Origin of the sequence: Streptomyces sp. S.PNR 29 (genome assembly GCF_030386795.1) — a bacterium.
Classification (GTDB): Bacteria; Actinomycetota; Actinomycetes; order Streptomycetales; family Streptomycetaceae; genus Streptomyces.
Genome location: NZ_JANUQM010000002.1, coordinates 746,725 through 761,231, shown reverse-complemented (window position 1 = coordinate 761,231; position 14,507 = coordinate 746,725). Strand labels below are relative to the sequence as shown.

The 14,507-nt window shown below is 71.6% G+C and carries 18 protein-coding genes; 5 read left to right on the top strand and 13 right to left on the bottom strand.

Annotation, left to right across the window (positions count from 1 at the left end; translation table 11 throughout):
- Positions 1-43: 43 nt before the first annotated feature.
- Positions 44-730 carry an antibiotic biosynthesis monooxygenase gene (locus NW895_RS08130; protein WP_289934650.1) on the bottom strand — a complete coding sequence of 229 codons (687 nt, stop codon included), beginning with the start codon at positions 728-730 and terminating at the stop codon, positions 44-46.
- Positions 731-843: 113 nt separating this feature from the next.
- Between NW895_RS08130 and NW895_RS08125 the strand changes: the two genes are divergently transcribed.
- The gene (locus NW895_RS08125) at positions 844-1,797 is read left to right on the top strand and encodes a YihY/virulence factor BrkB family protein (RefSeq protein ID WP_289934649.1); all 954 of its coding nucleotides are present in this window, start codon (positions 844-846) and stop codon (positions 1,795-1,797) included.
- Positions 1,798-1,898: 101 nt separating this feature from the next.
- Here the strand turns inward: NW895_RS08125 and NW895_RS08120 are convergent, their stop codons facing one another.
- From NW895_RS08120 to NW895_RS08105, 4 genes are all read right to left on the bottom strand, one after another.
- The gene (locus NW895_RS08120) at positions 1,899-2,324 is read right to left on the bottom strand and encodes a DUF3618 domain-containing protein (RefSeq protein WP_289934648.1); all 426 of its coding nucleotides are present in this window, start codon (positions 2,322-2,324) and stop codon (positions 1,899-1,901) included.
- Positions 2,321-2,740, bottom strand: coding sequence for a phage holin family protein (locus tag NW895_RS08115; RefSeq protein ID WP_289934647.1), 420 nt, complete (start codon positions 2,738-2,740; stop codon positions 2,321-2,323). The genes NW895_RS08120 and NW895_RS08115 overlap by 4 nt, the downstream gene beginning before the upstream one ends.
- 73 nt (positions 2,741-2,813) lie before the next feature.
- A complete protein-coding gene (locus tag NW895_RS08110) occupies positions 2,814-3,530 on the bottom strand; it encodes a hypothetical protein (protein ID WP_289934646.1) in 717 nt (238 codons plus the stop codon).
- Positions 3,527-3,679: a hypothetical protein gene (locus NW895_RS08105; protein ID WP_289934645.1), complete on the bottom strand. Its 153-nt coding sequence runs from the start codon at positions 3,677-3,679 to the stop codon at positions 3,527-3,529. The genes NW895_RS08110 and NW895_RS08105 overlap by 4 nt, the downstream gene beginning before the upstream one ends.
- 196 nt (positions 3,680-3,875) lie before the next feature.
- Here NW895_RS08105 and dapA point away from each other — a divergent pair, with 196 nt between their 5' ends.
- A complete protein-coding gene (gene dapA / locus NW895_RS08100) occupies positions 3,876-4,784 on the top strand; it encodes a 4-hydroxy-tetrahydrodipicolinate synthase (protein WP_289934644.1) in 909 nt (302 codons plus the stop codon).
- 14 nt (positions 4,785-4,798) lie between these two features.
- Here the strand turns inward: dapA and NW895_RS08095 are convergent, their stop codons facing one another.
- From NW895_RS08095 to NW895_RS08080, 4 genes are all read right to left on the bottom strand, one after another.
- A complete protein-coding gene (locus NW895_RS08095) occupies positions 4,799-6,040 on the bottom strand; it encodes a WD40 repeat domain-containing protein (protein ID WP_289934643.1) in 1,242 nt (413 codons plus the stop codon).
- A complete protein-coding gene (locus NW895_RS08090) occupies positions 6,037-6,597 on the bottom strand; it encodes a SigE family RNA polymerase sigma factor (protein ID WP_289934642.1) in 561 nt (186 codons plus the stop codon). Before NW895_RS08090 ends, NW895_RS08095 begins: the two co-directional genes overlap by 4 nt.
- 227 nt (positions 6,598-6,824) lie before the next feature.
- Entirely contained in the window at positions 6,825-7,049 is a 225-nt protein-coding gene (locus NW895_RS08085; protein ID WP_289934641.1) for a hypothetical protein, read from the bottom strand.
- Positions 7,050-7,172: 123 nt separating this feature from the next.
- On the bottom strand, positions 7,173-7,697 hold the full coding sequence (locus NW895_RS08080) for a hypothetical protein (protein ID WP_289934640.1): 525 nt from the start codon (positions 7,695-7,697) through the stop codon (positions 7,173-7,175).
- Positions 7,698-8,043: 346 nt separating this feature from the next.
- Here NW895_RS08080 and NW895_RS08075 point away from each other — a divergent pair, with 346 nt between their 5' ends.
- Complete coding sequence (locus NW895_RS08075; protein WP_289934639.1) at positions 8,044-8,649, top strand: hypothetical protein; 606 nt, start codon at positions 8,044-8,046, stop codon at positions 8,647-8,649.
- Between the two features lie 234 nt (positions 8,650-8,883).
- Here the strand turns inward: NW895_RS08075 and dapD are convergent, their stop codons facing one another.
- Positions 8,884-9,873, bottom strand: coding sequence for a 2,3,4,5-tetrahydropyridine-2,6-dicarboxylate N-succinyltransferase (gene dapD / locus NW895_RS08070; protein WP_289934638.1), 990 nt, complete (start codon positions 9,871-9,873; stop codon positions 8,884-8,886).
- A gap of 77 nt (positions 9,874-9,950) precedes the next feature.
- Entirely contained in the window at positions 9,951-11,189 is a 1,239-nt protein-coding gene (locus tag NW895_RS08065) for an MFS transporter (protein WP_289934637.1), read from the bottom strand.
- A gap of 114 nt (positions 11,190-11,303) precedes the next feature.
- On the opposite strand from NW895_RS08065, the gene NW895_RS08060 reads away from it, so the two are divergent.
- Positions 11,304-12,191 carry a winged helix-turn-helix transcriptional regulator gene (locus NW895_RS08060; RefSeq protein WP_289934636.1) on the top strand — a complete coding sequence of 296 codons (888 nt, stop codon included), beginning with the start codon at positions 11,304-11,306 and terminating at the stop codon, positions 12,189-12,191.
- Here the strand turns inward: NW895_RS08060 and NW895_RS08055 are convergent.
- Both NW895_RS08055 and NW895_RS08050 read right to left on the bottom strand, forming a co-directional pair.
- The gene (locus tag NW895_RS08055) at positions 12,175-12,717 is read right to left on the bottom strand and encodes a TetR family transcriptional regulator (protein ID WP_289934635.1); all 543 of its coding nucleotides are present in this window, start codon (positions 12,715-12,717) and stop codon (positions 12,175-12,177) included. The genes NW895_RS08060 and NW895_RS08055 overlap by 17 nt on opposite strands.
- On the bottom strand, positions 12,717-13,037 hold the full coding sequence (locus NW895_RS08050; RefSeq protein WP_289934634.1) for a multidrug efflux SMR transporter: 321 nt from the start codon (positions 13,035-13,037) through the stop codon (positions 12,717-12,719). Before NW895_RS08050 ends, NW895_RS08055 begins: the two co-directional genes overlap by 1 nt.
- A 616-nt stretch (positions 13,038-13,653) precedes the next feature.
- Between NW895_RS08050 and NW895_RS08045 the strand changes: the two genes are divergently transcribed.
- Positions 13,654-14,472, top strand: a complete 819-nt coding sequence (locus tag NW895_RS08045) for an AbfB domain-containing protein (RefSeq protein WP_289934633.1) — start codon at positions 13,654-13,656, stop codon at positions 14,470-14,472.
- The last annotated feature ends 35 nt before the right edge of the window (positions 14,473-14,507 follow it).

Below are 14,507 nucleotides of genomic sequence, written 5' to 3'. Positions count from 1 at the left end.
GCCGCCCGGACACACCCGTCAGGCGGCCCTCCCCGGTCTCCCGTCAGTCGGGAACCAGTCCCAGGGCGTACGAGTACCGCTGCCCGGTCACCCCCTCCACCGCGGGATACGTCCGCACGCGCTCCCACTCCTCCCCACCCGGCAGAGCCAGGGCCTCGTCATAGGCCTCGGCACTCTCCCACTCGGCGTAGTTCAGGACGTGGGTCCCGTCGTCGCTCAGGTGGAAGTGCGCCGACACGAGCCCACGGTGCCCCTCCGGATCCGCGGCCAGGGCGGCGAGGACCAGGTCGACCCACTCACGCCGCCGCCCGGACGCCCCCTCCTCGAAGTCGATCCGCACGGTCACGATCAGCCCCGGCACCCGCGTGTCCCCCACGGCACGCTCGTGACTGCGGTACCGCCGGTAGCGGTCGAGCCTCACCCGTTCGATCCCCGGCACGGCGGTGTCGATCTCGTCGACGCGCTCCTGCCGTTGCGTCTTCACATACCCCTCGAAGTCCTCCGCCCTCCGCCACTGGGAGTGATGCAGCAGCGTCGTCCCGTCATGCCCGGCATAGACGTAGTACCCCAGCCCACCCCGGACGGGCCAGGGCCCGCGCTCCCAGGTGGCGGCGATGGCGTCGACCGCCTCGCGCTGCCGCTCAGGGGTGCCGACCCGCCAGGTACTGAACAAGGTCAAGCCGGCCTCCGGCCGGATCAACTCCGGATGGACATCGGTACGCCGCGTCATCTCACCCTCCACAAGTCCCTGCGAGAACTCCTGCACCACCCACCCTTCAACCTCAACCAAGATTCAGGTCAAGTAGGGGATTGCGGTGCGCAATTGGGGAGACCCGCCTGGTCATGGACGAGAAGGACGGCCCGGGCCGATTGCCGGCCGCCTCCTGGCGGGCGGTGGCGCGGCGCACTTTCAAGGAACTCCTGGACGACGAACTCTCCGACCGCGCCGCCGCGTTGACGTACTACGGCGTCCTGTCCCTGTTCCCGGCGCTCCTGCTGCTGGTGTCCCTGCTGGGCGTGGTGGGACAGAGCGCCACGGACAAGATCCTCGACAACATGGGGGACTTGGCACCGGGCCCCGCCCGCGACATCCTGCGCGACGCGGTGATCCAGCTCGGCGACACCGGCGGCACCAGCGGCGTACTGGCGATCATCGGCCTGCTGGCCGCGCTGTGGTCGGCCTCCGGCTACGTCGCCGCGTTCATCCGCACCTCGAACGCGGTGTACGACCTCCCGGAGGGACGCCCGGTCTGGAAGCTCACGCCGCTGCGCCTGGCACTCACGGTGAGCCTGATGCTGATGCTGGCCGCGAGCGCCCTGATCGTCGTCTTCACCGGCCCGCTGGCCGAACGGGCGGGCACGGCGATCGGCCTCGGTGACGCGGCGATCGCCCTCTGGGGCATCGCGAAATGGCCGGTCCTGCTGGTCCTCGTCATCATGATGATCGGCCTGCTGTACTGGGCCGCCCCCAACGTCCGTGGCCGCGGCTTCCGCTGGATCTCCCCCGGCAGCGTCCTCGCCACCCTCGTCTGGCTGGCCGCGTCCGGCGGGTTCGCCGTCTACGCGGCCAACTTCGGCACCTACAACAAGACGTACGGCACCCTCGCCGGTGCCATCGTCTTCCTCGTGTGGCTGTGGCTGAGCAACCTCGCGATCCTGCTGGGCCTGGAGTTCGACGCGGAGCTGGCCCGCGAGCGGGCGATCACCTCCGGAGGTTCACCGACGGAGGAGCCGTACGTGGAGCCCAGGGACACGCGCAAGTGGCCTCCGAGGTGGAGGGCGGCGCGGGGGCACTGACCGTTCGGCCGGGCGGCGGCACCCCACGGCCCCGACCCACAACCTCCGCCCGTAGGCCTCCGCCCGTAGGCGCAACGCGCACCCCCGCACACCCGCACGCGTCAGCGATGCAGACGCCACCCCCACACATACCCATGACGACGACGATGCTGCCGCCGCCGCAGCACCCCCATCGCGGCAACCACCGCTCCCGCCGCCGCCCCGGCCACCAGCACCGGACGCGGATGCCGCACCCCTGCCTGGACCGCCGTACGCACAGACCCCGTCACGCCGTGCTCCACGGCATGACCCGCCCCCTTCGCCCTGTCCTGGACGGTGTGACCGGCCTGGGCGGCACTGCTGCGCAGTTGTACCGTCATCGCCCCGGCCCGGTCCCTGAGGTCGGCGGCCCGAGCCTTGGCGCGGCCCTTCACATCCGCCTTCCCCGCCAGCTCCTCCACGGTGTCGCCGAGTTCGCTGCGCGTCTGCTCGATCTGCCGCCGCAGCTCATCCGGCCCCTTGGCGCCACGCATCGCGTCATCCGTCATCGGTGTGCCCTTCCCCTGATCTCCTCGACGTCGGCCCTGACGCTGCCGATGGCCTCCTCCGGCGTCGGCGGTGTGGCGCGGCGCAGCTGCTTGCGGCCGGTCACGGCCAGCACCCCCGCGATCACGAACAGCACCGCCGCCACGATGAGCGCGGAGGCCCATACGGGCAGCGCCAGCGAGAGCGCGGCGGCGGCCGTACCGGCCAGCGCGAGAAAACCGGCGTAGGCCACGGCGCCCGCGGCGCCGAGCAACCCACCGCCACGTCCGGCGCGCCGTCCCTTCTCCGCCAGCTCCTCCTTGGCGAGCGCCACTTCCTGGCGTACCAGCCGGGAGAGCTGTTCGGTGGCCTGACCGACGAGTTCGCCCACGGAGTGGTGCCCATCGTGCACAGGCTTGTGTTCGATCGTCCCGGTCACGGTGTTCCGCCTCCTCTCGGTTCAGAACCCCCGAGTACCCGGACCGACCTGCGCTACCCCCTGACGTCCACCCTCATTGCCCCGGCGTCCCGGCCCCGCCCCCACGCTCACCGAGCCGCGCCAGCTGGGTCTGGAACCAGTCGAGCCGAGCCTGCAACAGCGCCGCCTCGGCGACCAGTTCGGGAACCCCGAGCCCTTCACCCCCCGCCAGCCCCGCCGGCACCACCACACCTTCACCCGCACCCGCACCCCCACCCGGACGCGCGACCACCCGCAGCCCGCCCCCCGCCACCCCGGCGAACCCACCGAGCGACACAGACGTACGCCCCCGCACACAGCCCGCGCAGGAGGGCACCAGCGCACGCCACCCGGGTCTGCCCCACCCCGCGTCGGCCAGCGCCACCGCGCCCCCGCCGCACGAGCAGGGCCCGACGGTGACCGTCCGGACCCGCTGGCGGGCGTACCGGAAGCCGCGCTCGAAGCGGATGTAGCGGCCGAGCACCAGGACCTCCAGCAGTACGGCCGTCCGATGCTCGGCCGTGCACAGCAGCGCCTCGGCCGCCGTACGGTCGTGCACGCAGTGGAAGCCGCAGTCGCAGCGGCGGTGCGGCGGCCGGTGCCGCAGGCCGTAGACGCAGGACGCGTCGGCCAGGACTCCGTACGGCAGCGCACCGCCGAGCGACACACCGGTGAACCCGCCCTGCGTGCCGTCCTGCGACAGCACAGGGTGGGCGATCTTGTATCCGGTCGGCGGCTCCGCAGGGCGTTCCTCCGGAAGCCGCAGCCTCATCGGGCGGCCGGCACCTCTGCGGGCACGGGCGCCGTGGGCTCCTGGACCTCCTCGGCCACCGGAACCTCGTCAGTCACCGGGACGACTTCCTCGTGTGTCTGCGGCCGCTCTTCCGCGACTCCGGTGGCGAGTGCCTTGCCGAGCTTCATGACGCCTCCCATGACCATGGAACAGGACGTGAAACACCATGGTGACCCATGAAGGCCCGCTCTGCACATAGAGCCTGGGCGAATCAGACAGGCCTTCGCGTCCCCCCTCCGCACCACTCATTTCACAGCATCTCTTAGCGATACCTCGTAGAAAAATTAAGTGGAGCTTCACAATCTGACCGCCGACACTACCCCCATGACCACACCAGGCTCCGCCACCCCACCCTTCGGCCGCGCCCTCTGCGCCATGATCACCCCTTTCACCGAGGACGGCGCTCTCGACCTCGACGGCGCGCAGCAGCTCGCCGACCGGCTGGTGGCGCAGGGCTGTGACGGCCTGGTCCTGTCCGGCACGACGGGCGAGTCGCCCACCACGACCGACGCCGAGAAGTCCGCGCTCATCACGGCCGTGAGAGAGGCGGTCGGCGACCGCGCCTCGATCGTGGCCGGAGTGGGCACGTTCGACACCCGGCACACCGTCGAACTGGCGCAGGCGGCCGAAAAGGCGGGCGCCAATGGCCTGTTGGTGGTCACGCCGTACTACAACAGACCCCCGCAGGACGCGCTGGAAGCCCACTTCCGGGACGTCGCGGACGCCTCGGGACTCCCCCTGGTGCTGTACGACATCCCGGGCCGCACGGGCACCCGCATCGAGCCGAAGACGATGATCCGGCTCGCGGACCACCCTCGCATCGTGGCCGTCAAGGACTGCGCCTACGACCTGCTGGGCACCCAAAGGGTCCTGGCCCAGACGGACTTGGCGTACTACACGGGCTGCGACGAGTACGTCCTGGCGCTGTACGCGATCGGCGGCGCCGGCTACATCGGCACGGTGGCGAACGTGACGCCGTATCACTTCCGCGCCGTCCTGGACGCGTTCGACGCGGGCCGCACGGCCGAGGCGGCGCGGCTGCAGCGGCAGACCAGTGAACTCACCGAGCTGATGATGGCGTCGGGCCTCCCCGGAACCGTCACCGCCAAGGCCCTCCTCAACACCCTCGGCCTGCCCGCGGGCCCGGTCCGCGCACCGCTGCGACCCGCCGGCCGGGAGACGGCCGACGGGTTGCGGGCGGCGTACGAGCGACTGGTCGCCACCGGCCCCTGAGGACGCCTTGCGGGTCAGCGCTCGGCGAAGAGGGGCTGCCACTCCTGCCGGTCGGGTGTCTCGTTGGGCTCACGCACGCCGCTGAGCGGTACGACCTTGTCGCTGCCGATGGTGACCAGCACCAGCCGGGGCCGGTAGAACTCCGAGCCGGAGGCCCGCTCCCAGGCGATGAGCCGCCTGTCGTCCGCCCAGGCGAGGAGTTCCGCCCCACGCACCTTGGTGATCTCCTTGCCGGTGCGCGGGTCGACGATCTTCGACCATGACTTGTCCTTGGTCTCGGCCGCCAGGCCGAGCGCGGCGAGCCGGCCGCTCGGAGACAGCCGCGCGCTGACGGTCGACCGAAGGTACCGCTCGTGCGCCGGCGCGGCGACCTCGTCGCCCGCGAGGTCGTAGAACTGCTGCAGGCCGTCCCGGCCGCCGATGACCTGCGCGTACACCGTCCTGCCGTCCCGGCTGAAGGCGAAGTCCTGGCGGGCGTTGATGTCGCGTCGGCGCTCGACCGGGCTCCAGGAGCTCTTGCCGGAGGCCAGGTCGACGACGTAGAAGCCGGTCCGGCTGGGGTCGCCGAACCGCCATGCCCAGAGCCCCGTCTCCTGGCCGGAGGTGTCCTTCGCCGCGCCGTCGGCCCCGGTCAGCTTCTCCAGCAGATCGGGATTCTCGTCGTACGTCGTCGCGACGAGCCTGCTCCCGTCGCGCGAGTAGGCGAGCCCGCCCACCCCGTGCTCGACCGGGATCCACTGCTCGACCTCCCCCGTCGTGAGGTCGAGCAGGCCGATCCGCTTGGTGGGCAGCTCCCGCTCCAGGACGGCGGCGGTACGCAGACCGGGCGCGACGGCGACGAACGACCACCGGTCGTCCTTCTCGTACCTGCCGGTCCTCGGGTCGAGGAGCCAGTAGGTGCGGACGGAGACGCCCTCCTTGCCCGGCCGCTCGACGGTCTCGGTGGTGTAGTACGCGGCCAGCGCCGACTTCCCGGCCGCGATCAGGTCACGCGGCGGCGTCTGGTCCGGGTGGGCGTGGATGTCCTGCCGCTCCAGCACGCCGGCGGGGCGTACGTCGTCCTTGCCGGAGTCCAGCACCGGCACCGCCACGGCGACCGCCACCACCGCGGCGGTGGCGGCGGCCACGGACGCGAACCTGCGGGTGCGGCGGCGCCGGCGGGCCACCAGCACCCGGTCGGCGAAGCCCGGTACCGCAGGTCCCTGTTCGCCGGCCTGGTCGCGCAGCGCGTCCCGCACGAGTTCCTCGACGTTCACGAACGCACCTCCACGGTTGAGTAGTCACGGGGCGGCCGCTGCTGCCCGGCGTCCGCCGGGCCGAGTGCGGCCAGCTCGGGCGCGAGGGCGCGCAGCCGGGCGAGCGAGCGGTGGGTGGTGGACCGTACGGTGCCGACGGAGCAGCCGAGGATGCGGGCCACCTCGGCCTCGGGCAGGTCCTCGTAGTAGCGCAGCACCAGCACGGTGCGCTGCCGCGCCGTCAGCCGGGCCAGGGCGCCGCGCATCACCAGGCGCAGCTCGGCCGCGGCCGAGCCGTCCGGATCGGTGCCGGTCTCCGGCGGCTCGGCGACGCTCAGCTCGCGCCTCGGCCACTTCAGCCGCCAGCGGCTGACCTGCTGCCGGTACAGGATCTGCCGGACGTACGCCTCGGGCTCGTCGATGCGGTGCCAGCGGCCGGCCGCCTTGATCAGCGCGTTCTGCAGCAGATCCTCACCCGCGTGCCGGTCACCGCCGCTCAGCAGGACCGCCGTCTTCAGCAGTGCGGACGACCGGTTCGCCACGAAGTCCCGGAAGCTCTCCTGTGCCTCGGCATCCATCGTCACCTTCTCTTCCCCCGGGGCGGACCCTGTGCCCTGCCCCTGTGCCTCTTGTGACGCGCGCGCCGACGCCCCGCTATGCCACCCCGGCCGAAGAAACCATCGATCCGGTGAACGACCGGGGCCCGTACCGCGTCCTGCGCGGTACGGGCCCCGGCCCTCGGCGGGAGAATGCAGCCCGGGATCAGCCCGGGATCAGGTGGATCAGCCGTGGATCAGCCGTGGGATCACCCCCAGCGATAGCCGTCGCCGAACAGCAGCGTGTGCTCCAGCACATCCTCCATCGGGTCGTCGACCTGGCCCATGTTGACCAGCCCGATCCGGGGACCGTTGTGCGAGCCGGTGTTGGTCTCGTCGGCGTGCGCCGTGCCCGCCGGCAGCCAGCAGACCAGGGCGGCGGCACCCACCCCGGCCAGCCACCGCGCCACGGCCCTCACCCTCACGTTCCTCATGCCCCAGCCCCTCGTCTCGTCGGTTCGGCTTCTGATCGGACTCTGCGTCCACCTGCTCATCTGCTGGAACCATCGCGAGGTCACGCCCGGTCATCCGTACGTGCCCACCGGGGCCGCCGCGCACTAATCGGTGTCAAGCGCTTCCCGGACAGCCTGTCGAAATGCTGCCCTGGGAGCTTGAATCGCCACCATGGCGGCATCGAATCTGTTTTCCCACTTCGTCAGACCACGTTGACGTCCGCTTCGCAGGACATCCCACCAATCGGTCCCCGCCGCGTCCAGCTCATAGACGGCATCCATCAGCGGCTCCGCCGCACGAGTCACCTCCCGGGGCCCGGCGACGGAGACGGCAGCCACAGCGGCATTGAACTCGGTCCACAGTTCATGCGCCCGAAGGTAGCGTTCCTCCCGCAGCGCCTCGTCACTGCTCTTGCTGCGAAGGGCGTCACCAGCCAGCCACCAGCCGGCCGAAAGCCGCTCACAACAGTCCAACATCGACGTATACGCCTGCCGGCGCATGTCATCGCGCCAGCGGTCACGCTCCGCGCGTTGCTGATGACGTTGCCCAAGAATCGTGAACCAACTCGCGCCGAGTCCACCGACGGCGCCCACTGCCGCGCCGATCACTGCCGCTAAGCCCGAATCCACAGCGCCAGTAGATCGCCGGAAGAGATCTGCCGCAAGATCGCACGGTGCCTGCACCCCCCATCGCTGTCAGTCCCGAGCTGTACGGTCCACCCATGGCTGAGAGACCGACTACGAGCTGGCGGCTCGGCATAGCCGAGGAAGCCGAGGAGCTTGCCGCCGGCACCCTGGATCCCGAGTGCGGAGCACGGCGTCGATGTCGTCGCCCTGACCGCGCGCCACGGGCTGGGCCGGTACCAGCTCACGGACAAGTGGCGGAAGTGGTAGGGCCGCTCGCCGACGTTGCCCGGGCAAGGACTGCCGGCAGCAGATGTGCAAGCGCCCACGCCTCGCTGGCAGACTGCGCCCCATGAAGCAGCCTGCCCGTCTGCCTTTGACGCCGCGGCCCATGCCCCCGCTCCGCGGCGACGAGTCAATCGTGGGCGTCCCGGACGCAACCGTGGTCGACTTCTGGCGTTTCGCCATGCCAGACCTCCGTATGAACAACACACGCGGCCTGTTCGCCGAATTCCTGGTCCACCAGGCGGTCGGCTCCCACAAGCCCCGTGTGGAATGGGCAAGCCACGATGTCGAGACCGACGACGGACTGCGCATCGAAGTCAAGGCCGGCGCCTACCTACAGGCCTGGGAGCAACGGACACCGTCCCCAATCCGCTTCAGTGGGCTCCGCGCTCGCACGTGGTCACCTGATGACGGTTACTCAGAGGAAAAGTCGTACAACGCCGACGTCTACGTTTTCGCCGTCCAGACCGCCCGTGAACACGCCGTCTACAACCCACTCGACACGGCTCAGTGGGAGTTCTACGTACTCCCCCACCCAGTAGTCGCCGCCCTGGACGTGGACAGCGTCAGCCTGGGCGCGGTTCGCGCGGCAGCGGGTCCACCGGTGTCCTTTCCCACCCTCAATGACTGCATCCGGTCGGCTGATCCCCGCCCAGGCACGACCTGCGGCTGACGGCCGAAGCCCGTGCCCGAGTACTCGCCCGCAGCCTCGGCCGACGAAACCGCAGTTCAGCCGGAAGATCCTCCAGCCGCTCTCCTGAAGCGGTGCTCACGCACGAGCGCCCTCCCCGGCCGTCCTGGGCCGTGGAAGGGCGCTCGACGACGACCAACGCCGACAGCTACCGACCGCTCGACAGCGGACTGGACGTCGATCGACAACGCGGCCGCAGCTCACGGCCACCCATGATCAGTTGTGGCTGTGCAGGATCTCGTTCAGCCCGCCCCACACCGCGTTGTTCGGCCGCGCCTCGACGGTGCCCGTGACGGAGTTGCGGCGGAAGAGGATGTTGGACGCGCCGGACAGCTCACGGGCCTTGACGATCTGGCCGTCGGGCATGGTGACGCGGGTGCCGGCGGTGATGTAGAGGCCGGCCTCGACGACGCACTCGTCGCCGAGCGCGATGCCGACGCCCGCCTCGGCGCCGACCAGGCACCGCTCGCCGATGGAGATGATCACGTTGCCGCCGCCGGACAGCGTGCCCATGGTCGACGCGCCGCCGCCGATGTCGGAGCCGTCACCGACCACGACACCCGCGGAGATACGGCCCTCGACCATCGACGTGCCGAGCGTGCCCGCGTTGAAGTTGACGAAGCCCTCGTGCATGACGGTGGTGCCCGCGGCGAGGTGCGCACCGAGCCGCACCCGGTCGGCGTCGGCGATGCGGACGCCCTTCGGGACGACGTAGTCCGTCATGCGCGGGAACTTGTCGATCGAGGTCACCTGGAGGTGCAGCCCCTCGGCACGCGCGTTCAGCCGGACCTTCTCGATGTCGTCGACGGCGACCGGGCCGAGGGAGGTCCAGGCGACGTTGGCGAGGAACCCGAACATGCCGTCCAGGCTCTGGCCGTGCGGCTTGACGAGCCGGTGCGAGAGCAGGTGCAGACGCAGGTAGACGTCGTGGGCGTCGATCGGCTTCTCGTCGAGGGAGGCGATGACCGTGCGGACCGCGACGACCTCGACGCCCCGGCGGGCGTCCGGCCCGATCGCCGCGGTCGCCCCTCCGCCGAGCAGCTCCGCGGCACGCTCGGCGGACAGCCGCTCGGTGCCGGACGGGCCGGGTTCGGCGACCAGCTCGGGCGCGGGGAACCAGGTGTCGAGGACGGTGCCGTCAGCGGCGATCGTGGCGAGGCCGGCGGCAACGGCGCCGGTGGTGCTGGGAGCAGTCGTGTCGGTCATGACGGCAACCTAACCGGCGGGGGGCCGGGGAGGCGAACCGGTGCCGGGGTGTCTCACGTGGCGGGCGGGACCGACGGTCACCCGTCGGCGCGGGGCGCGGCGGTGGTGACCTCCGGGCGAGGCCCGGTCAGGGGCACGGCACCCTGCGCCACGCCGGTCCCGGACCGCCTCCACCGCCCGCTCACCAGCACAGCACCCCCGGCTGCCGCCGCCAGACCCGCGCAGACCGGCCACAACACGCCCGGCGCCGCCTCGTACACCGCCCCGCCGAGCGGCGCCGCCAGCACCATCCCGCTGATGGACACGCCGGAGTACAGCGACTGAAAACGCCCGAGGACATGCTCCGGCGCCTGATCGGCGACGTACGCGGTGGCGGTCGTCTTGTAGAGCAGCTCGCCCAGGGTCAGCAGCACCATCATCGCGACGGCCGTCCCGAGGCCCGCCCCGAGCAGCAGCACCCCGTACCCCGCGCCGACCAGCAGCAGCCCGGTGCCGACGATGTGCAGCGGCGACCGGCGGCGCAGGGCGAGCGCGGCGGGCAGCTCCAGGCACAGGCACACAGCGCCGTTGACCGCGAGCAGCGCCCCGTACACGCCCACGCCGAGCCCGTGGCCTGCGAGGAAGACGGGGAACGTCGAGTACTGCTGACGGTAGACGACGTCGACGACCAGGATCGCCGCCAGCAGCACCAGCACCGCCGGGCGCGCCCGCAGCGCCGGCCACACACCACCCCGGCCCGGCTTCGTCCGGCCGGCTCCCCGTGCCGGAACCACCCGGGCGGTCCAGCAGGCGAAGCCGAGGCCACCGAGCCCTTCGGCGACGTACAGCCAGTCGTACGACAGCCGTGTGGCGACCAGCGCGCCGAGTACGGGCCCGACGGCGAACCCGCCGTTGCCCGCCGTACGCACCAGGGCGAACGCCTGCCGCCGCGCCCCCTCGGGCACGACGACCGCGACGAGCGCGGAGTTCGCGGCGCGCTGCACGCCGGCGGCGTACTCCGCGAGCGGCAGTACGGCGTACAGCGCGAGCGTCGGCAGCACGGGCACGGCCGCCAGCAGCGCCCCCGCCGCGGCGGCGGCCGTCAGCAGCACGCGCCGGTGCCCGAACCGGTCCCCGAACCAGCCGCCGGTGAAGTTCCCCGCGACCAGCCCGACTCCCCCGACGCCGCTGATCAGGCCCGCCTCGCCCGCGCCCAGCCCGCGCTGGCCGGTCAGGTAGAGGAACAGGTAGGCGAAGCCGACGCTCACGGCGCTGTTCACGAAAGTGCCGCAGGCCAGCAGCCACACCGTACGCGGCACGTCCCTCAGCGCTCCCACCCGTTCCCCCCGTCCAGTGAGTTCATTTTGGGAACTGACTATGTCAGCATGACAGCCTCGGGTCAACGGCCGACGGAACCGACGGCGGTCGAGGTGAACGAAGGGACGAGGGTCATGGCCCGCAGGACGAGCCTGGAGGATTCCACCTGCGCCATCGCACAGGCCCTGGACGTCGTCGGCGACTGGTGGACCCTGCTGATCGTGCGGGACACCGCCCGCGGAGTGCACCGCTTCGACGAGCTGCAGCGCGAACTGGGCCTGTCCCGGAAGGTGCTGACGGAGCGGCTGCGCCTGCTCGTCGAGGCGGAGGTGCTCACGCGCGTGCCGTATCAGGAGCGCCCCGTGCGCCACGAGTACCGCCTCACTCCGCGCGGCCGGGCGCTGCTCCCCGTCCTGGTGGCGCTCCAGGACTGGGGTGACGCCTGGATCCTGGGCGACGGGAGCACGACGGCCACGGCGGCGGAGGCCTCCACGGAGGCCCGGCGGGTCCACGAACTGCCGGGCGCCCGGATCCCCGAGCTGTACCTGCCCGACCACGAGGGGGAACCGCGCGACCCGGTCGCGCCGGACACGCCGTACACGGTCCTGTACTGCTTCCCCGGCGCCTTCGCCCGCGCCGACGCCTGTCCGCCGGGCTGGGCGGACATCCCCGGCGCCCCCGGCTGCACCCTGGAGTCCTGCACCTACCGGGACCGGCTCGCCGAGTTCACCGCCGCGGGCGCCACCGTGCACGGGGTCTCGACCCAACGCCCCGACGAGCAGCGCGCCTTCGCCGAGCAGGAGCGGCTCGGCTTCCCCCTGCTCTCCGACGCCGGGCTGTCCCTGATCGCCGCGCTCCGGCTGCCGACGTTCCGGGCGGCGGGCGTGAGCCGGCTCAAACGGCTGACGCTGGTCGTCGACCGCGAACGGGTCGTCCGGGATGTGCAGTTCCCGGTCACCGACGTCACGGGAAGCGTGGACGCGGCGCTGGCGACGGTCCGCCGGCTCAGCGCTCGGGGATGACCCGGGCCAGCACCTCCCGCGCGTAGGCCTCGTCGTACGGCACGTCCGTCAGCAGCACCTGCAGACAGATGCCGTCCATCAGCGCGACCAGCGCCCGTGCCGTGACCGGGTCCGTGCGCCGGGCGAGCCGGTCGGCCAGGTCCCGCGCCCACTCGGCGGCCACCGGACGCAGGGCGGGGCGGCGCAGGGCGGCGAGGTAGAGCTCGTACTCCAGCTCGACCCCGGTGCGCTCCCCCGCGAGCCACTCCCCCATCCAGCCGGCCAGTTCCGCGGCCAGGTCGGTGCGCGGGTCCTCCAGGCCGCCGCGCGAGGCGACCACCTTGGCGAAGCCCTCGTTGGCCTGCCGCAGCGCGGCGACCATCAGCTCGTCGAGGGTCTTGAAGTGGTACGTCGTGGAGCCGAGCGGCACATCGGCCTCGGCCGCGACGGAGCGGTGGCTCAGCCCGGCGAGCCCCTTCTCCCCCACGACCCGGATCGCCGCGTCGATGATCCGCTGCCGCCGCTCGGGGTCGTAGCGCCGGGGCATCAGTGCGCTCCTCCCAGGTTGAGCACCACCACACCGACGATGATCAGCGCGATGCCGACGGCCTTGGCGACGGTCACCCCCTCCCCCAGGAACATGATCCCGATCGTGGCGATGGCCGCGGTGCCGACGCCGGCCCAGATCGCGTAGGCCGTGCCGACCGAGAGGGTCTTCAGCGTCTGCGCCAGCAGTGCGAAGGACAGGAGGTAGCCGAGGAGGGTCAGCAGCGACGGCCACAGCCTGCTGAACCCGTCGCTGTACTTCATGGCGGTCGTCCCGGCCACCTCGGCGGCGATGGCTCCGGCGAGCAGCAGGTATCCCATATGTACGAGTGTACACATCGATGTGTACACCTGTACACACCCGCGTTCCGGCCCGTACGGCCGTGCACACCTGCGTCCCGGCCCGTACGGCCGTGCGCACCGCCGGTTCAGCCGCCCAGCCGGTCGAAGCCGAAGGGCGCGAGGGACCCCGGGCGGCGGCCCGTGCGGACGTACTCGGCGAGCCGGTCAGGCCCACCAGGTCGTCCGGGTCGTCGAATCAGCGGCCCAGGTAGTGCCGGGTCGCGAGGGCGACGGCGACGACGCGGCGCCAGTCGAGGCGGTTGTTGTTGCCGCTCAGCTCCATCGTCCCGCCGATGCGCGTGGTATCGGTGAGGCCACGGCCCGGCGCTCACCGAAGTACAGGGTGTGCCGGGGCGCCGGGTCGAGGCCGACGGAGAAGCTGTAGCCCTTGCCCGCCTGGAGGGGCAGCTGATGCCCGAGCGCCGCCAGCAGAGGACGGTTGACCCGGCGAGATCGCAATGTGGAAACCGCTGACCCAAACAGCTACTGGTAAGTCACCTCGTCTACTACTGTGTCACCACTCTTTACCGAACCCTCACAACACCAGCGGCAGCCGTTGGCCGTAGCCACGCGCGCGCCGCCGAAGGAACAGCGCATGCCAGAGAAGGACCCCCGGCCCACTCCCTCCCAGCCATGGGAGAACGGCTGGGCTCCCGACACCTCCCACATACCCGGAACCCGGCGGCTCTGGCTGGCCGGCGCTCTGGCCCTGGCCACGGTCGCGGCGTGCACGACCGCGCTCCTGGTCACGCGCACGCCCACTGACAAGGCGTCACCGCCGGTACCGGAACCCAAGTCCGCCACGACGGTACCCGGCCTGATCTTCTTCGCCACCGACTCGGCCACGCCCACCGCGAAGCCCCACGCTCCGTCGGCCCGGCCCACCACGGCGGCACCCTCCTCCGGCCGGCCCACCCACAAGGCCTCGCCCTCCGCCAAGCCGTCGAAGGCCCCCGCACCGAAGGAGAGTTCCGCCAAGAAGCCGAAGCCCGAGGCCGTCCACAAGTCGGTCCGCTCGGTCAACTACCCGGACCGCTACTGGCATGTGAGCGGCGGTTACGTCAGGCTCGACCCGGCCGGCTCCGACCAGGCCCGGCAGGACGCCACCTTCACCCTGGTCAAGGGCCTGTCCGACGCCTCCTGCTACTCGTTCGCCACGGCCGACGGCGCCTACCTCCGCCACCGCTCCTTCGTGCTGCGCGCGGAACACGACGACGACTCGTCCGTCTTCCGCCGCGACGCCACGTTCTGCCCCCGTGCCGCACCCCACTCCGGGGCGGTGATGCTGGAGTCGGTGAACTACCCCGGCCGCTTCCTGCGCCACCAGAACTTCCAGCTCCGCCTCGACCCGTACCAGCACTCCGGCCTCTACCTCGCGGACTCGGCGTTCCAGCTGGTGGACGGGCTGGCCTGAGTCGTCCTCAAGGGGAGGGTACGAGAAACGGCGAC